This is a genomic window from Cedecea davisae DSM 4568 (assembly GCF_000412335.2).
GTDB lineage: Bacteria > Pseudomonadota > Gammaproteobacteria > Enterobacterales > Enterobacteriaceae > Cedecea > Cedecea davisae.
On sequence record NZ_KE161030.1, the window covers coordinates 1,256,456 to 1,274,952 of the forward strand.

At 55.2% G+C, this 18,497-nt stretch carries 12 protein-coding genes; 9 read left to right on the top strand and 3 right to left on the bottom strand.

Translation table 11 applies throughout. The annotated features are described in order from the left end of the window. Positions 1-3 precede the first annotated feature (3 nt). The 9 genes from HMPREF0201_RS05970 (at position 4) to HMPREF0201_RS06010 (ending at position 13,967) form a co-directional block, all read left to right on the top strand. The gene (locus tag HMPREF0201_RS05970) at positions 4-3,738 is read left to right on the top strand and encodes a DNA translocase FtsK 4TM domain-containing protein (protein WP_016535604.1); all 3,735 of its coding nucleotides are present in this window, start codon (positions 4-6) and stop codon (positions 3,736-3,738) included. A 176-nt stretch (positions 3,739-3,914) separates the two neighbouring features. Continuing rightward, on the top strand, positions 3,915-4,526 hold the full coding sequence (gene lolA, locus HMPREF0201_RS05975) for an outer membrane lipoprotein periplasmic chaperone LolA (protein WP_016535605.1): 612 nt from the start codon (positions 3,915-3,917) through the stop codon (positions 4,524-4,526). An 8-nt stretch (positions 4,527-4,534) separates the two neighbouring features. Next, positions 4,535-5,878 (top strand): replication-associated recombination protein A, encoded by a 1,344-nt coding sequence (locus HMPREF0201_RS05980; RefSeq protein ID WP_039898039.1) that lies wholly within the window; start codon positions 4,535-4,537, stop codon positions 5,876-5,878. A 94-nt stretch (positions 5,879-5,972) separates the two neighbouring features. Further along, on the top strand, positions 5,973-7,265 hold the full coding sequence (gene serS, locus HMPREF0201_RS05985; RefSeq protein ID WP_016535607.1) for a serine--tRNA ligase: 1,293 nt from the start codon (positions 5,973-5,975) through the stop codon (positions 7,263-7,265). A gap of 348 nt (positions 7,266-7,613) precedes the next feature. After that, positions 7,614-10,055, top strand: coding sequence for a dimethylsulfoxide reductase subunit A (gene dmsA, locus HMPREF0201_RS05990; protein ID WP_016535608.1), 2,442 nt, complete (start codon positions 7,614-7,616; stop codon positions 10,053-10,055). Positions 10,056-10,065: 10 nt separating this feature from the next. Next, entirely contained in the window at positions 10,066-10,683 is a 618-nt protein-coding gene (locus HMPREF0201_RS05995; RefSeq protein ID WP_016535609.1) for a DMSO/selenate family reductase complex B subunit, read from the top strand. A gap of 1 nt (position 10,684) precedes the next feature. After that, positions 10,685-11,545: a dimethyl sulfoxide reductase anchor subunit family protein gene (locus HMPREF0201_RS06000; RefSeq protein WP_039898040.1), complete on the top strand. Its 861-nt coding sequence runs from the start codon at positions 10,685-10,687 to the stop codon at positions 11,543-11,545. A 296-nt stretch (positions 11,546-11,841) separates the two neighbouring features. Continuing rightward, positions 11,842-12,990, top strand: a complete 1,149-nt coding sequence (locus HMPREF0201_RS06005) for an MFS transporter (protein ID WP_016535611.1) — start codon at positions 11,842-11,844, stop codon at positions 12,988-12,990. 95 nt (positions 12,991-13,085) lie between these two features. Next, positions 13,086-13,967: a LysR family transcriptional regulator gene (locus HMPREF0201_RS06010; RefSeq protein WP_016535612.1), complete on the top strand. Its 882-nt coding sequence runs from the start codon at positions 13,086-13,088 to the stop codon at positions 13,965-13,967. A 31-nt stretch (positions 13,968-13,998) separates the two neighbouring features. Here the strand turns inward: HMPREF0201_RS06010 and pflA are convergent, their stop codons facing one another. From pflA to focA, 3 genes are all read right to left on the bottom strand, one after another. Next, positions 13,999-14,739, bottom strand: coding sequence for a pyruvate formate lyase 1-activating protein (gene pflA / locus HMPREF0201_RS06015; protein WP_016535613.1), 741 nt, complete (start codon positions 14,737-14,739; stop codon positions 13,999-14,001). Between the two features lie 193 nt (positions 14,740-14,932). Then, on the bottom strand, positions 14,933-17,215 hold the full coding sequence (pflB, locus tag HMPREF0201_RS06020; protein WP_016535614.1) for a formate C-acetyltransferase: 2,283 nt from the start codon (positions 17,213-17,215) through the stop codon (positions 14,933-14,935). 51 nt (positions 17,216-17,266) lie between these two features. Then, the gene (focA, locus tag HMPREF0201_RS06025; protein ID WP_039898041.1) at positions 17,267-18,124 is read right to left on the bottom strand and encodes a formate transporter FocA; all 858 of its coding nucleotides are present in this window, start codon (positions 18,122-18,124) and stop codon (positions 17,267-17,269) included. Positions 18,125-18,497 lie beyond the last annotated feature (373 nt).

Genomic DNA, 18,497 nt, shown 5'->3' on the forward strand with positions numbered 1-18,497 from the left:
TTCTTGAGCCAGGAATATACCGAAGATAAAGAAGTAACATTGAGGAAACTCAGCAGCGGGCGCCGTTTACTGGAGGCGTTGCTGATTCTTGTTGCCTTATTTGCCATCTACTTGATGGTAGCCTTGTTGAGTTTCAACCCATCAGATCCAAGCTGGTCCCAAACCGCGTGGCACGAACCTATCCATAATTTGGGTGGCGCGCCGGGAGCGTGGTTAGCGGATACGCTGTTCTTCATTTTTGGCGTAATGGCCTACACCATTCCGGTGATTATCATCGGTGCCTGCTGGTTTACCTGGCGTCAACGCGACAGTGAAGAGTTCATCGACTATTTTGCCGTGTCGCTGCGCCTCATCGGCGTGCTTGCTATGGTGCTGACCTCATGCGGGCTGGCGGCGATTAACGCGGACGATATCTGGTACTTTGCCTCAGGCGGCGTGCTGGGTAGCTTGCTCAGTACCGCAATGATGCCGCTGCTTAACAGCAGCGGCGGAACTATTGCGCTGCTTTGCGTTTGGGCTGCCGGGCTGACGCTGTTCACCGGCTGGTCGTGGGTAGGTATTGCCGAGAAGCTTGGCGGTGCGGTACTCACTGTTCTGACCTTCGCCAGCAACCGCACCCGTCGGGATAACACCTGGCAGGATGAGGATGAGTACGAAGAAGAAGAGCAATACGATCAACAGCCTCACGCATCACCAGAAAAACGTGAATCACGCCGCGCGCGTATTCTTCGCGGTGCGCTGGCGCGTAAACAGCGTCTGTCGCAGAAATTTGCTAACCCTAACGGCCGTAAAACTGATGCGGCGCTGTTCTCCGGTAAGCGAATGGATGACGAAGAAGATGATGTGTTGTTCAGCGCCCGTGGTGTTGAAGCCGATCCTGGCGATGTTCTGTTCTCCGGCAATAAAGCAACATTAGAGCAGGAGCAAGAGTACGATCCGCTGTTTAGCGGGCATTCTGCGGTTGAGCCCGTTGCAGCCGCTGCTGCGATGACGGTTGCCAGCCAGGCCTGGGCCGCACCTGTTCCGCCTGTTGCCCCTATGCCGCCGGTATCGACCCCGGCTCCGGTAGCCGAATCGGAACCTGCCGCACCGGCTATTGCATGGGAGCCTGCGCCTACTCCGGTCACGCCGGAGCCTGTGATTGCCCCCGCGCCGGAAGGTTATCTCTCTCCGCGCCCGGCCAATGTCCAGCAGCAGGTGCCGCATGAGAGCACCCAGAGCTGGTCAGAGCCCGTTGAGCCTGCGGTTGTTGAGCCTCAGCCGGAACCGCCGGAAGAGGTAAAATACGTTCGTCCGCCGATGTACCACTTCGAAGAAGTGGAAGAGAAGCGCGCCCGCGAACGCGAGCAGCTGGCGGCGTGGTATCAACCGGTTAACGATCCGAAGCCCGACCCGTATAACTATGCTCCGGCTCAACCAGCCAAAGTTGCCCCGGCTGAGCCGCCGGTTTCTACTCCGGCACCAGAACCGTTTACATCTCCGGTTTCTGCTCCGTTTACGGCGCCAGAGATCCCGGCGGTGGACGTCACACAAAGCGCTTCTGGCATTCAGCAGGGCGTCAAAGCTGCCGCAACTGCCGCCGCGTTTACGCCGATATTCAGTATTGCCGGAGATGCTCCGCGTCCTCAGGTTAAAGAGGGCATCGGCCCGCAGCTGCCGCGCCCTAACCGCGTGCGGGTGCCAACTCGTCGTGAACTGGCCTCCTACGGCATCAAGCTGCCTTCGCAGCGTATGGCTGAGGAACAGGCTCGCCAGGCGGAACTTCAGCAGCCTGAAGATGAGTATGGCGATGAAAATGATGCGCTCCAGCAACACGAACTGGCCCGCCAGTTTGCCGCTCAGCAACATCAGCGCTATGGCGAAGAGTACGAAGAAGAAAGCTGGTCTGAAGAAGACCAGGCCGCGGCGGAACAAGCCGAGCTGGCACGTCAGTTCGCCGCCCAGCAACAGCAGCGTTATTCCGAGCCGCAGCAGCAGAATGCATCTCCGTTCTCGCTCGATGATTTTGATTTCCAGTCATCGCTGAAAGAGCTGGTGGACGATACCCCGAGCGAGCCGTTGTTTATGCCGAGCGTGGAGCCCGCCCCTCAGCAACAGCCTCAGAGTTATCAAACTGCACCGCAGCAGGAGCAGTATGCTCAGGCCGCGCAGCATCAGCCAGCGGTACAGCAGCCTGCACCGCAGCAGCCAAAAGAGAGCCTGATCCATCCGTTCCTGATGCGTAACGGCGACGATCGTCCGCTGCAAAAGCCAACAACGCCGCTGCCGTCGCTGGATCTGCTGACTTCGCCTCCGACCGAGGTTGAGCCGGTAGACACCTTCGCAATGGAGCAAATGGCGCGCCTGGTTGAAGCTCGTCTGGCTGATTACCGTATCAAAGCCGACGTTGTGGATTACTCTCCAGGCCCGGTTATCACCCGTTTTGAACTCGACCTGGCTCCTGGCGTAAAAGCCGCGCGTATTTCTAACCTGTCCCGCGATCTCGCTCGTTCCCTGTCAACCGTGGCGGTGCGCGTGGTTGAGGTAATTCCGGGCAAACCTTACGTGGGCCTTGAGCTGCCGAATAAAAAGCGCCAGACCGTGTACCTGCGTGAAGTGCTCGATTGCGCGAAATTCCGTGATAACAGCTCGCCGCTTACGGTCGTGCTGGGCAAAGACATCGGCGGTGAGCCGGTGGTTGCCGATTTGGCAAAAATGCCGCATCTGCTGGTAGCGGGTACAACCGGTTCCGGTAAATCGGTTGGCGTAAACGCTATGATCATCAGCATGTTGTATAAGGCGACGCCGGAAGAAGTTCGCTTCATCATGATCGACCCGAAAATGCTTGAGCTGTCGGTGTATGAAGGTATCCCGCATCTGCTGACCGAAGTGGTCACGGATATGAAAGATGCCGCTAATGCGCTGCGCTGGAGCGTTAACGAGATGGAGCGCCGCTATAAGCTGATGTCCGCCCTCGGCGTGCGTAACCTTGCGGGTTACAACGAACGAGTGATGGAAGCCGAACGCATGGGCCGCCCAATTCCGGACCCGTTCTGGAAACCGGGCGACAGCATGGAAGTCGCGCACCCGATGCTCGAGAAACTTCCTTATATCGTGGTGCTGGTGGATGAATTTGCCGACCTGATGATGACGGTAGGTAAAAAAGTTGAAGAGCTGATTGCCCGCCTGGCGCAGAAAGCGCGTGCGGCCGGTATTCACCTGGTGCTGGCAACCCAGCGTCCGTCGGTGGACGTTATTACCGGCCTGATAAAAGCCAACATCCCGACGCGCATCGCGTTTACGGTATCGAGTAAAATTGACTCGCGTACCATCCTTGACCAGGGCGGCGCTGAGTCGCTGCTTGGTATGGGGGATATGCTTTATTCTGCGCCAAACTCCACTACGCCTGTGCGCGTGCACGGTGCCTTTGTCCGGGATGAAGAAGTTCATGCTGTGGTTCAGGACTGGAAAGCGCGCGGTCGTCCGCAGTACATCACCGGCATTACGGACGATGAAGGCAGCGGCGACGGCAGCGGCGGTGGCTTAGACGGCGACGAAGAGCTGGATCCGCTGTTCGACCAGGCTGTGGCATTTGTGGTTGAGAAGCGTAAAGCTTCCATCTCCGGCGTTCAGCGTCAGTTCCGCATCGGCTATAACCGTGCTGCAAGAATTGTCGAGCAGATGGAGAACCAGGGCATCGTTAGTCCGCAGGGGCATAACGGTAACCGCGAGGTTCTTGCGCCGCCTCAGTTTGAGTAATCCGGGCGAGCGCGAATCCACCGAGTGATAAAGAGCCGCACACGCGGCTCTTTTTGCAAAGATGGGTAAATTACCGGAAAATCAGCTTATTCTTCTGTTGCGGTAGCCAAAGACTTCACTACAGTGAGCAGCAGAAGCGCCATCGTCAGGTGGTCAATGAATCCAGAGGGAACATAATGAAAAAAATCGTAATTGCCTGTGCGCTGTTAACCGCGATGACTACAACCGGAGCCTGGGCTGATGCCGCCGGGGATTTGCAGGGCCGCCTCGGTAAAGTGGGCAGCTTCCACGCCAGCTTCACGCAGAAAGTGACCGACGGCAGCGGCGCTGCGGTGCAGGAAGGCCAGGGCGATTTATGGGTTAAACGCCCGAACCTGTTCAACTGGCATATGACCCAGCCGGATGAAAGTATTCTGGTTTCCGACGGCAAAACCCTGTGGTTCTATAATCCGTTCGTTGAGCAAGTTACGGCAACCTGGCTGAAAGATGCGACCAGCAACACGCCGTTTATGCTGATTGCGCGCAACCAGTCCAGCGACTGGAAGCAATACAATATCAAGCAGAGCGGGGATGATTTTGTGCTGACCCCGAAAAGCAGTTCCGGCAACCTGAAGCAGTTCACCATCAACGTTGGCAGCGATGGCACCATCCATCAGTTCAGCGCGGTTGAGCAGGATGACCAGCGCAGCAGCTATACGCTGAAAGCGCAGCAGAACGGCTCAGTGGATGCCGGTAAGTTTACTTTCACCCCGCCTAAAGGCGTAACGGTGGACGACCAACGTAAGTAGAGGCCTGAGTGAGCAATCTGTCGCTCGATTTTTCTGATAATACCTTCCAGCCTCTGGCCGCCCGTATGCGGCCAGAAAATCTGGAGCAGTATATTGGCCAGCAGCACCTGCTGGCCGCCGGTAAACCGCTGCCCCGGGCCATTGAAGCAGGCCACCTGCATTCGATGATCCTCTGGGGGCCGCCCGGCACCGGCAAAACCACCCTTGCCGAAGTGATTGCTCGCTATGCAAATGCCGACGTCGAACGTATTTCGGCGGTCACCTCCGGCGTGAAAGAGATCCGCGAAGCCATCGAGCGCGCCCGTCAGAACCGCAATGCCGGTCGCCGCACCATCCTGTTTGTCGATGAAGTCCATCGCTTCAACAAAAGCCAGCAGGACGCGTTCCTGCCGCATATCGAAGACGGCACTATTACGTTTATCGGGGCGACGACTGAAAACCCGTCGTTTGAGCTTAATTCGGCTCTGCTGTCCCGCGCCCGAGTTTATTTACTCAAGTCGCTGACCGTCGAAGACATTGAGCAAGTGCTCACTCAGGCGATGAGCGACAAAGAACGTGGCTACGGCGGGCAAAATATCGTGCTGCCTGACGAAACCCGAAAAGCCATTGCCGAACTGGTTAACGGCGACGCGCGTCGGGCGCTTAACACCCTGGAAATGATGGCCGATATGGCCGAAATTGATGGCGGCGGCCAGCGGGTGTTACAGCCTGAACTGCTGACGGAAATCGCCGGGGAACGTAGCGCTCGTTTTGACAATAAAGGCGACCGTTTTTACGACCTGATCTCCGCCGTACATAAATCCATTCGTGGCTCTTCGCCGGATGCGGCGCTTTACTGGTACGCCCGCATTATTACCGCCGGGGGCGATCCGCTCTACGTTGCGCGTCGGCTGCTGGCGATAGCTTCGGAAGACGTTGGGAATGCCGACCCACGCGGCATGCAGGTTGCCATCGCCGCCTGGGATTGCTTTACCCGTGTAGGCCCGGCGGAAGGCGAGAGAGCCATTGCTCAGGCGATTGTTTATCTGGCCTGCGCGCCGAAAAGTAATGCCGTTTACACCGCGTTCAAGGCGGCGATGAGCGATGCCCGCGAACGCCCGGACTTCGACGTGCCGGTTCATTTGCGTAATGCGCCAACCAGGCTGATGAAGGAAATGGGTTACGGCCAGGAGTATCGTTACGCACACGACGAACCCAACGCCTACGCCGCCGGGGAAGAGTATTTCCCGCCTGAAATGGCACAAACTCGCTATTATCGGCCGACCAACAGAGGTCTTGAAGGCAAGATTGGCGAAAAGCTAGCCTGGCTTACCGAGCAGGATCAGAAAAGCCCCACAAAACGCTACCGCTAATGCAGGCGTTGCGGTAAGGTTAGCAAGACTACATAGCGGCCGCAGGCTGTGGCCGCACTCCCTATAAATTCAATTCGATAAGCACAGGATAAGCATGCTCGATCCCAATCTGCTGCGTACAGAGCCAGACGCAGTCGCTGAAAAACTGGCACGCCGGGGCTTTAAGCTGGATGTAGAAACGCTGCGCTCTCTGGAAGAGCGTCGTAAAGTATTGCAGGTCAAAACGGAAAATCTGCAGGCTGAACGTAACTCGCGATCGAAATCCATCGGCCAGGCGAAAGCGCGCGGAGAAGACATTGAGCCGCTGCGTTTGCAGGTTAACCAGCTGGGCGAAGAGCTGGATGCAGCGAAAAACGAGCTTGATGCTCTGCTGGCTGAAATCCGCGATATCGCGCTGACCCTGCCAAACATTCCCGACGACTGCGTGCCTTTGGGCAAAGACGACAGCGAAAACGTTGAAATTAGCCGCTGGGGCGAGCCGCGCAAGTTTGATTTTGAAGTGCGCGACCACGTTACGCTGGGCGAAATGGCTAAAGGCCTGGACTTTGCCGCTGCGGTAAAATTGACCGGCTCACGCTTTGTCGTGATGCAGGGCCAGATTGCTCGCCTGCATCGTGCCCTGAGCCAGTTTATGCTGGATCTGCATACCGAGCAGCACGGTTACAGCGAAAACTACGTCCCGTACCTGGTTAACCAGGATACGCTGTACGGCACCGGCCAGCTGCCGAAGTTCGGCGGTGACCTGTTCCATACTCGCCCGCTGGACGAAGAAGCTGACAGCAGCAACTACGCGCTGATCCCAACCGCAGAAGTGCCGCTGACTAACCTGGTGCGCGATGAGATCCTCGACGAAGATTCTCTGCCGCTGAAAATGACCGCGCATACGCCGTGCTTCCGCTCCGAAGCGGGTTCTTACGGCCGCGATACGCGTGGTCTGATCCGTCAGCACCAGTTCGATAAAGTTGAAATGGTGCAGATCGTTCGCCCGGAAGACTCGATGGATGCGTTAGAAGAGCTGACCGCACATGCGGAAAAAGTTCTTCAACTGTTGAATCTGCCGTATCGCAAGGTGCTGCTGTGCAGCGGCGACATTGGTTTTGGTTCAGCTAAAACCTACGATCTGGAAGTCTGGCTGCCGGCGCAGAATACCTATCGTGAAATCTCATCTTGTTCAAACATGTGGGATTTCCAGGCGCGTCGCTTACAGGCTCGCTGCCGTAATAAAACGGACAAGAAAACCCGTCTGGTGCACACCCTTAACGGCTCCGGCCTGGCGGTGGGGCGTACCCTGGTTGCGGTGCTGGAAAACTACCAGCAGGCCGATGGCCGTATTGAAGTGCCGGAAGTACTGCGTCCGTATATGAAAGGCCTGGAATTCATCGGTTAATCGCCGTTTTCCCTGCTTTAAAAGCGCCTGCGGGCGCTTTTTTTATTGCTGAATAATCCCCACGCTCCGCGCCATTCCTGCCTTTCTTGATACCAGACAATAACCCCTACTCCCAAAGAAGTAATATGGCTCCCCGAAAGCGGGTGATGGTAGTTCAATTAAAACTTTAACCTAATCATCATTTGGCGGCCGTGCTTTACAAGGCGTAACGCGGCCAGGCCAATCCACAACATAACACTCTAATCGGACATCCCTTTCACGTTTTGGCTGCGCAACGGAATGCGGGCATTCAGCCCCGCGTGACCGCTGCTGGCTTATTCCAACTGTGAGCAAAACAAGTAGGTCCCTATGACTGATAAAACCCCTAACGCGATCCTCGCGGCAGAGGTCAGCCGTCGTAAGCTGGTCAAAACCACGGCAATCGGTGGTTTAGCTGCTGCAAGTAGCGCCTTTTCGCTTCCCTTTTCCCGGCTTGCATTTGCGGCTCAGCCCGCAAATTCCGCTGGCGCTGAGAAAGTTGTCTGGAGCGCCTGTACGGTCAACTGCGGCAGCCGCTGCCCGCTGCGTATGCACGTTGTGGATGGCGAAATCAAATATGTGGAAACCGATAACACCGGCAATGACGACTATGAAGGGCTGCATCAGGTCCGTGCCTGCCTGCGTGGCCGCTCGATGCGCCGCCGCGTCTACAATGCCGACCGCCTGAAGTATCCAATGAAGCGCGTGGGCGCGCGCGGTGAAGGGAAATTCGAGCGTATAAGCTGGGATGAAGCATTCGACACGATTGCCGACAGCATGAAGGGCATCATTAAAGAGTACGGCAACGAAGCCATATACCTGAACTACGGCACGGGTACGCTGGGCGGCACGATGACGCGCTCGTGGCCACCCGGTTCAACGCTGATTGCCCGCATGATGAACTGCTGCGGCGGCTACCTGAACCACTATGGTGATTATTCTACGGCACAGATAGCCGCCGGGCTGAATTACACCTATGGCGGCTGGGCGGACGGCAACAGCCCGTCCGATATTGAAAACAGCAAGCTGGTGGTGCTGTTCGGCAATAACCCGGGCGAAACGCGTATGAGCGGCGGCGGCGTCACTTACTACCTTGAAGAGGCTCGCCAGAAATCCAACGCGCGCATGATTATTATCGATCCGCGCTATACCGATACCGGCGCGGGGCGCGAAGATGAGTGGATCCCGATCCGTCCGGGCACTGACGCGGCGCTGATCTCTGCCCTGGCGTGGGTCATGATCGATGAGAACCTGGTTGACCAGGCGTTTCTCGACAAATACTGCGTAGGCTACGACGAAAAAACGCTGCCCGCCGGTGCACCGCGCAATGGCCACTATAAAGCCTATATTTTGGGGCAGGGTGCGGACGGCATCGCCAAAACGCCGCAGTGGGCCTCGCAGATTACCGGCATCCCTGTCGATCGCATTGTGAAGCTGGCCAGGGAAATCGGCAGCGCGAAACCCGCTTTTATTAGCCAGGGCTGGGGGCCTCAGCGCCATTCCAATGGGGAGCTGGTTTCCCGCGCCATCGCTATGCTTTCTATTCTCACCGGTAACGTTGGTATTCACGGCGGCAACAGCGGGGCGCGTGAAGGCTCCTACAGTCTGCCATTTGTCAGAATGCCAACGCTGGAAAACCCGGTACAAACCAGCATCTCGATGTTTATGTGGACCGACGCAATCGAGCGCGGCGCGGAGATGACGGCGACCCGGGACGGCGTGCGCGGCAAAGACAAGCTGGACGTGCCGATCAAAATGATCTGGAACTATGCCGGCAATTGCCTGATTAACCAGCACTCCCAGATCAACCGTACCCACGACATTCTGCAGGACGACAAGAAGTGCGAAATGATTGTGGTCATCGACAACCACATGACCTCTTCGGCGAAGTATGCGGATATTCTGCTGCCGGACTGTACCGCCTCCGAGCAGATGGATTTTTGCCTCGACGCCTCCTGCGGCAACATGGCGTACGTTATTTTTGCCGAACAGGCGATCAAACCACGCTTTGAATGCAAAACCATCTATGAAATGACCAGCGAGCTGGCGAAGCGCATGGGAGTTGAGCAGCAATTTACCGAGGGCCGCACCCAGGAAGGCTGGATGCGCCATCTGTATGCTCAATCGCGTCAGGCTATTCCCGAGCTGCCTGAGTTTGATGAATTCCGCCAGCAGGGCATGTTCAAAAAACGCGATCCGGAAGGACACCATGTCGCCTATAAGGCGTTCCGTGAAGATCCGCACGCCAATCCGTTAAGCACGCCTTCGGGTAAAATTGAGATCTATTCGGCCGAACTGGCGCAAATTGCCGCCACCTGGGAACTGCCGGAAGGTGACGTTATCGATCCGCTGCCCGTTTACAGCCCCGGCTTTGAAAACGTTGGCGATCCTCTGGTCGAAAAATGGCCGCTGCAAATGACCGGCTTCCACTACAAGGCCCGCGCACACTCCACTTATGGCAACGTTGACGTGCTTAAAGCCGCCTGCCGCCAGGAGATGTGGATTAACCCGCTGGATGCAAAACAGCGCGGCATCGCCAACGGCGACATGGTGCGTATCTTTAACGGCCGCGGCGAAGTGCGTATTAATGCCAAAGTAACCCCGCGCATCATTCCGGGCGTGGTCGCCCTTGGAGAAGGGGCCTGGTATAGCCCGGACGCAAACGGCGTGGACAGGGCAGGCAGCATCAACGTGCTGACCACTCAGCGCCCGTCACCGCTGGCAAAAGGCAACCCATCCCACAGTAACCTGGTTCAGGTTGAGAAGGCGTAAGGAGCAGTAAATGACAACCCAATACGGATTTTATATCGACTCCAGCCGCTGCACCGGGTGCAAAACCTGTGAGCTGGCCTGTAAGGATTACAAGAACTTAACGCCGGAAGTCAGCTTCCGCCGTATTTATGAATACGCGGGCGGTAACTGGCAGGAAGATAACGGCGTCTACCATCAGGATGTTTTTGCTTACTACCTCTCCATCTCGTGTAACCACTGCGAGGATCCGGCCTGCACTAAAGTTTGCCCGAGCGGTGCGATGCACAAGCGTGAAGACGGTTTTGTGGTGGTCAACGAAGAGGTGTGCATTGGCTGCCGCTACTGCCATATGGCCTGCCCATACGGGGCACCGCAGTACAACGAAGAGAAAGGTCACATGACCAAGTGTGACGGCTGCTACGAGCGGGTTGCGGAGGGTAAAAAACCGGTCTGCGTTGAATCCTGCCCGCTGCGTGCGCTGGACCTGGCTCCGATTGACGAACTGCGTAAGAAATACGGCACTCAGGCGGCCATTGCGCCGCTGCCTGCTTCGCACTTCACGAAGCCGAATATCGTTATCAAACCTAACGCCAACAGCCGCCCTAGTGGGGATACCAGCGGTTATCTGGCCAACCCGAAGGAGGTGTGAGATGGGAAACGGATGGCATGAATGGCCGCTAATGATCTTTACCGTGCTGGGGCAGTGCGTCGCGGGTGGTTTTATCGTTATGGCACTGGCTCTGCTGTACGGCGTGGACGACAAAGCAACCCGTAAACGTGCGGAACTGGCGATGGTGGTGCTTTGGGTGCTGATGGGCATCGGCTTTGTGGCTTCGGTGCTGCACCTTGGCTCGCCGCTGCGTGCTTTTAATTCGCTTAACCGCATAGGCAGTTCTTCGCTCAGTAATGAGATTGCGAGCGGCTCGGTGTTCTTTGCCGTGGGCGGTTTTTGGTGGCTGCTAACGGTGCTGGGGAAGATGCCGCAGGCGCTGGGAAAAGCCTGGGCGCTGGTCACGATGATTCTCGGCGTAGTTTTTGTCTGGATGATGAGCCGCGTCTACCTGATTGACACGGTACCAACCTGGTTCAGCATCTGGACGCCGCTGAGCTTCTTCCTGACGATGTTTATTGGCGGCCCGCTGCTCGGCTACCTGCTGCTGCGTGCGGCGGGTGTTAACGGCTGGGCGATGCGAGTCCTGCCGGTAGTCACGCTAATTGCGCTGCTGGTGAGCATGGTTGTGGTGCTGATGCAGGGGATGGAGCTGGCAACGCTGCACAGCTCTATTCAGCAGGCTTCGGCGCTGGTGCCGCAGTATGGGTCGTTGATGGCCTGGCGCATGGGGCTGCTGGTTGTCGCTCTGGTCTGCTGGGTTGCCCCGCAGTTAAAGGGGCGTCAGCCGGGCGTGGCGCTATTAACGCTGGCGATGCTGTTATTGCTGGCCGGTGAGCTTATCGGTCGCGGCGTATTCTACGGGCTGCATATGACCGTTGGTATGGCTATCGCGAGTTAACATTTCATCCGGTTATAAACGCGCCTCAGGGCGCGTTTTTTATCCCTTTCGCATAAGAAAATTTCACCTGAAGATCCATGAAATTTTTCTTTGTTCGCAGGAGGTGAATTTTCGCTATATCGCATCAAAAACAGAGAGATACATTTTACGTGACCTCTGTCACTTAATAGCAGGATAAGTTTTTCAAATCGTCGGGCCCAAAAACCGCTGTACCCCCCATTATTGCTGGATTGACAATCAATTTGCCGGTGGCATGATGCGCACAAATTTCCTTATTCCCTCACGGTTTTACACCCATGACCATCTATACCCGTCCCGTATTGCTGCTGCTTTGCGGGTTACTGCTGCTGACTCTGGCGATGGCGGTTTTAAACACGCTCGTCCCGCTTTGGCTGGCTCACGATAATCTTCCTACCTGGCAGGTCGGCATGGTCGGCTCGGCCTACTTCTCCGGTAACCTGGTCGGGACGTTGATTACGGGATGGGTGATTAAGCGCCACGGCTTCAACCGCAGCTACTACATGGCTTCGTTTATCTTTGCCGTCGGCTGCGTCGGCCTCGGGCTGATGGTAGGATTCTGGAGCTGGATGATCTGGCGTTTTATCGCCGGGGTTGGCTGCGCAATGATTTGGGTCGTGGTTGAGAGCGCGCTGATGTGCAGCGGCACCTCCCGCAACCGTGGTCGCCTGCTGGCCGCTTACATGACGATTTATTATATCGGCATGGTCGTTGGGCAATTGATGGTTAGCAAGCTGTCTACCGAGCTGATGAGCGTCCTGCCGTGGGCAACCGCTCTGGTGCTGGCGGCCATTCTGCCGCTGCTGTTTACTCATATCGTGAGCGACGGCGATGAGCACCGTGAAAATACTCCGGTGTGGCCGATGCTGCGCCTGCGACAGGCCCGGCTTGGTATCAACGGCTGCATTATGTCCGGCATTGTCCTGGGCTCACTGTATGGCCTGATGCCGCTGTACCTCAATCACCAGGGCGTTAGCGACTCCGGAATTGGTTTCTGGATGGCGGTGATGATTAGTGCCGGTATTGTCGGCCAGTGGCCGATGGGGCGCCTGGCGGATAAATATGGCCGCCTGCTGGTGCTGCGCGTGCAGGTCTTTGTCGTTATCCTCGGCTGCCTCGCCATGTTAAGCAATGCGGCGATGGGGCCAGCGCTGTTTGTGCTGGGCGCTTTCGGCTTTACGCTTTACCCGGTTGCGATGGCCTGGGCCTGCGAGCGAGTTGAGCGCCATCAGTTGGTGGCGATGAACCAGGCTCTGCTGCTTAGCTACACCATCGGCAGCCTGATTGGGCCAACGGTGACCGCGCTGCTGATGCAAAACTACTCCGATAACGTGCTGTTTATCATGATGGCCGCCGTATCGTTTGTCTATCTGATGATGCTCCTGCGCAAAGCTGGCCAGCATCCGACTCCGGTGGCTCACGCCTGAGTCTGAGCTCTCGTCGCTTTTCCCGCTGCGTATTCCTTTATCGGAATACGCAGCGATCTATGGGAAGATACCCCGGCAAATAAAAAGGGGAAGCGATGGATTCGGTAAACTTTACGCTGGCGCAAATAGAAGCTTTTGCCTGCGTCTGCGAATGTGGCACCTTGACGAAAGCCGCTAAAAAGCTGAAAAAAGACCGGACAACGGTCAGCCAGCTTCTGGACTACCTCGAAATCGATCTCGGCTACACGCTGTTCGATCGCGCAACCCGCCCTCTGACCTTAACTGAACCTGGAAAGTTACTTTATCGCCAGGCTCGGCTGTTTCTCCATGAAGCACGGGCGTTTTCCGAAGTCGCACGCCAGATGCCGGGGCAAATTGAGACCCGCCTGACCCTGTGTTACGACCCTTTGACTCCTCGTGAATTTTTACTCCGCCTGGTTGAGCGGCTGGCTCAGCAGCAAATCACCCTCGATTTATTACTGTGCGAGCGCGCCGATGCCGAGCGATGGCTCGACGAAGGGAAAGCGCATATTGGTATTTTTCAGGCGCTCAATCGTTCGGTTAATACTCATCTGCAGTGGCGCGCCGTGGGCAGCCTGGAGCTTGCGGTCTGGGCGAAGAGAGGGCTTTTCCCGGGCAAACCTGTCTCTCTTTTACACCTCGCAGCCGGTACGCAGCTGGTTCCCTTCCGCGAGATGCCGGACTCGCTGGCACAGCGCATCCAGATTGCCGACCGGGTAATACGGGTGAATGAGCTGACCCTGCTGGAGAAGCGGCTGTGCGCCGGGGAAGGGTGGGCCTTTCTGCCGCTGCATTTTGGGGTAGAAAACTGGCCGGGAATCGAACGGCTGGAAACGGAAATTGGGGATCGCGGGCTGATGCATCCTGTGGTGGCGCTCTGGAAGCCGGGGCACATAGCCCAAAGCCAGCTGGAGAAGGTGATAGCGGCAGTTGAATCCGCCTGGCAGACACAATAGCGCTCCCGTAAACGAGAGCGCCCGGTCTGAATTAGTACATGACCTTATGGCCGTACTGCTCCAGGATGCCTTTCACCCGCTCCATGGTCTCTTTTTTCGGCGGGTGAACGCCGTCCAGTTTGTATTCTTCGCCCATCGCAACCCATTTGTGTTTGCCCAGCTCGTGGTACGGCAGCAGCTCAATTTTCTCGACATTGCCCATATCACGCGTGAACTCACCGAGGCGATGCGCAGAATCATCATCGTCAGACCAGCCCGGTACAACCACGTAGCGGATCCACACTTTGATCTCTTTCTTAGAAAGATACTGCGCGAACTCCAGCGTGCGGTGGTTTGACACGCCAACCAGGTTTTGATGGATCTCGTCATTCATCTGCTTCAGGTCAAGCATGACCAGGTCGGTAACTTCAAGAAGCTCGTCAATGACCGGATCGTAGCGACGCACAAAGCCGTTGGTGTCCAGGCAGGTATGAATGCCTTCTTTGCGGCAGGCGCGGAACCAGTCGCGCACAAATTCGGCCTGCAGAATAGCTTCGCCGCCGGATGCGGTCACGCCGCCGCCGGATGCGTTCATAAAGTGGCGATAGGTCACCACCTCCTTCATCAGGTCATCTACCGTTACCTCTTTGCCACCGTGGGTATCCCAGGTGTCGCGGTTGTGGCAGTAGAGGCAGCGCATCAGGCAGCCCTGGAAGAAGGTAATGAAGCGAATACCGGGGCCATCCACGGTTCCGCAGGATTCAAAAGAGTGAATTCGTCCGATTGCTGACATTGCGGTGATTTCTCCAGGTGTGGCCCATCCGGGGCCTGTGGGTGCACAGCTCAAGCCGGCTGTGTTAAGTCTGTTTTGGCAGTTACCCAGAGTATAGATAGCTGGCAAAGCAGGCTGATAGCAGAGAGGTTAGTAAAAAGGCCCCACGGGTGTGGAGCCTTTATATATTACGCTTCTTCAGTCTAACAGGGAATTAGATGGACTGAGTGAAGGTACGGGTAATAACGTCCTGCTGCTGTTCTTTAGTCAGGGAGTTAAAACGTACTGCATAACCGGATACGCGGATGGTCAACTGAGGGTATTTCTCAGGGTTTTCCATGGCGTCCAGCAGCATTTCACGGTTCATCACGTTCACGTTCAGGTGCTGACCACCTTCGATGTTCGCTTCGTGGTGGAAGTAACCATCCATCAGGCCTGCAAGGTTGGTTTTACGCACGTCGTCGTCTTTACCCAGCGCGTTCGGCACGATAGAGAAGGTGTAAGAGATACCATCTTTAGCGTAGGCAAACGGCAGTTTTGCAACGGAGGTCAGAGAGGCAACAGCACCTTTCTGGTCACGGCCGTGCATTGGGTTAGCGCCTGGACCGAACGGAGTACCTGCGCGGCGACCGTCTGGAGTGTTACCGGTTTTCTTACCATAAACCACGTTAGAGGTGATGGTCAGAACGGACTGAGTCGCGATAGCGCCACGGTAGGTATTCAGTTTCTGAATTTTCTTCATGAAACGTTCTACCAGGTCAACGGCGATGTCATCAACACGCGGATCGTTGTTACCGAACTGCGGGTATTCGCCTTCGATTTCGAAGTCGATAGCCAGGCCATCTTCGTCGCGAATCGGTTTAACTTTGGCGTATTTGATTGCAGACAGGGAGTCAGCGGCAACGGACAGACCGGCGATACCGCAAGCCATGGTGCGAACAACGTCACGGTCGTGCAGAGCCATCAGAGACGCTTCGTAGCTGTACTTGTCATGCATGTAATGGATGATGTTCAGCGCGGTCACGTACTGCTTAGCCAGCCAGTCCATGAAGTGGTCCAGACGATCCAGAACGTTGTCGTAGTCCAGCACTTCAGCAGTGATTGGCGCTTCTTTAGGGCCAACCTGCATTTTCAGTTTTTCATCAACGCCGCCGTTGATAGCGTACAGCATGGTTTTCGCCAGGTTTGCACGAGCACCGAAGAACTGCATTTGCTTACCAACAATCATCGGGCTTACGCAGCAAGCAATCGCGTAGTCGTCGTTGTTGAAGTCAGGACGCATCAGGTCGTCATTCTCATATTGCAGAGAAGAGGTGTCGATGGAGACTTTAGCCGCGTATTTTTTGAAGTTCAGTGGCAGTTTTTCAGACCACAGAATGGTGATGTTCGGCTCCGGAGACGGCCCCATGGTGTACAGGGTGTTCAGGAAGCGGAAGCTGTTTTTAGTCACCAGAGTACGGCCGTCAACGCCCATACCGCCGATAGATTCGGTCGCCCAGATTGGGTCACCGGAGAACAGCTCATCGTATTCTGGGGTACGCAGGAAGCGAACCATACGCAGTTTCATGACCAGGTGGTCAATCATTTCCTGAGCGTCTTGCTCGTTGATTTTGCCTGCTTTGATGTCGCGTTCGATGTAAGCATCCAGGAAGGTGGATACGCGACCGAAGGACATTGCAGCGCCGTTCTGAGATTTAACCGCGGCCAGGTAGCCGAAGTAAGTCCACTGAATAGCTTCCTGAGCGTTGGTAGCAGGACCAGAGATATCGCAGCCATATTTAGCAGCCATTTCTTTGATCTGACCCAGCGCACGGTGCTGTTCGGAAATCTCTTCACGCAGACGGATAGTCGCTTCCAGGTCTTCACCGTTTTCCAGTTTGGTCTGCAGTGAGTTGAACTGAGCGAACTTGTCTTTCATCAGGTAGTCGATACCGTACAGCGCTACGCGACGGTAGTCACCGATGATACGGCCACGGCCATACGCATCTGGCAGACCAGTGATGACGCCGGATTTACGGCAGTTCAGGATGTCTTTGGTGTAAACGTCAAACACGCCCTGGTTGTGAGTCTTACGGTATTCGGTGAAGATTTTTTTCAGCATTGGGTCGAGTTCACGACCGTACACTTTGCAAGAACCTTCAACCATTTTGATGCCGCCGAACGGAATAATTGCACGTTTCAGAGGAGCATCAGTCTGCAGGCCCACGATGGTTTCGAGGGACTTGTTGATGTAACCAGCATCATGAGAAGTGATGGTAGAAGCAAGGTCGGTGTCAAAATCAACTGGCGCATGAGTGCGGTTTTCCAGTTTGACGCCTTCCATCACGCTGTCCCACAGTTTGGTAGTTGCGTCGGTAGCACCTGCCAGGAAGGACTCATCACCCTCGTACGGGGTGTAGTTTTTCTGAATAAAGTCACGTACGTTGACTTCATTCTGCCAGTCGCCTTTAGCAAAACCTTCCCAGGCTGTGGCTAACTTTTCATTAAGCTCGGACATGTAACACCTACCTTCTAATGTGGAGTTCTTAATCCTACGTGTTGGCTAAGCTTAGTGCTTATCGCCACCGCGCAGATAAATTACCCAGTATGTCAACCCAACCAGTAAACCCCCGCCGATGATGTTTCCGATGGTAACCGGAATCAGATTATCGGTGATGAAGTTCAACACGGTCAGATGCGAGAAACTTTCCGGAGAAGACCCTACTGCGGTCCAGAATTCCGGGCTGGCAAAATTGCGTACTACGATACCCATCGGGATCATAAACATGTTTGCGATACTGTGCTCAAAGCCGCTGGCAACAAACATGGCAACCGGAAGGATCATAGCAAACATTTTGTCCATCAGACTGCGGCCGGAGTAGCTCATCCAAACCGCCAGACAAACCATCAGGTTTGCGAGAATGCCGAGGCAGACCGCTTCGACAAACGTGTGGTGCATTTTATGGTCGGCGGTTTGCAGGACGTTCAGCCCCCATGCGCCGTTAGCCGTCATATACATTCCGGACAGCCAAATCAGCAGGACAAACAGCAGCGCGCCGATAAGGTTACCAATATAGACGTTGACCCAGTTACGCAGTAGCTGGCACCAGGTGATTCTGCCGCTGGCTTTGGCAACGACTATCAGGACGGTGGAAGTAAACAGGTCAGCACCGCAGATAACGCAAAGAATCAAGCCCAGCGAGAAACAGGTGCCGCCAATCAGTTTGGCAATCCCAAACGGGATAGTGGAAGTGCCGGTTGTGGCGGTAATGTAGAACACGAAGGCAATCGAAATGAAGACGCCTGCGGTAATCGCTAAGTAAAAGGTCGTTAGCGGTTGTTTTGTTGCTTTATAAACGCCAGCGTCTTCGGCAATTTTTGCCATCGCTGGTGGAAGCACTAGATCAAAAGGGTTGTCAGCTTTCACACTAACTCTCTCTTATTTAATTCGGCGAGGAGATACTAACAAAGCATTATAGAGTAAAATTTGATGTGGATCATATCTCGCCAAGCTAATAGGCACTGAAAAAGCAGGTCTATACCCGATTTTCAGCATAACTATTTGATTATCCCTGAAAAAATAAATTTTAATGTTTATAGATAAAATTGAATTTAGCCACAACTCCTTCTGAAATCGGTTAATTAAAATGGAGTATTTCAATATTTAAGCAACATTATTTTCTCTGTCGGCAAATAATGATTTACCCGAAATTAACCAAAAAATTACATAATAAATTATTATTGTTGCAATAATAAAAACGGGGCGCAAAAAGCGCCCCGTAATATAGCTCAGACCCGGT

Coding starts and splice junctions, on each gene's coding strand:
- lolA (WP_016535605.1), top strand. CDS start 3,915: ATGAAAAAAATCGTAATTGCCTGTGCGCTGTTAACCGCGATGACTACA.
- serS (WP_016535607.1), top strand. CDS start 5,973: ATGCTCGATCCCAATCTGCTGCGTACAGAGCCAGACGCAGTCGCTGAA.
- dmsA (WP_016535608.1), top strand. CDS start 7,614: ATGACTGATAAAACCCCTAACGCGATCCTCGCGGCAGAGGTCAGCCGT.
- HMPREF0201_RS05995 (WP_016535609.1), top strand. CDS start 10,066: ATGACAACCCAATACGGATTTTATATCGACTCCAGCCGCTGCACCGGG.
- HMPREF0201_RS06000 (WP_039898040.1), top strand. CDS start 10,685: ATGGGAAACGGATGGCATGAATGGCCGCTAATGATCTTTACCGTGCTG.
- HMPREF0201_RS06005 (WP_016535611.1), top strand. CDS start 11,842: ATGACCATCTATACCCGTCCCGTATTGCTGCTGCTTTGCGGGTTACTG.
- HMPREF0201_RS06010 (WP_016535612.1), top strand. CDS start 13,086: ATGGATTCGGTAAACTTTACGCTGGCGCAAATAGAAGCTTTTGCCTGC.
- pflA (WP_016535613.1), bottom strand. CDS start 14,739: ATGTCAGCAATCGGACGAATTCACTCTTTTGAATCCTGCGGAACCGTG.
- pflB (WP_016535614.1), bottom strand. CDS start 17,215: ATGTCCGAGCTTAATGAAAAGTTAGCCACAGCCTGGGAAGGTTTTGCT.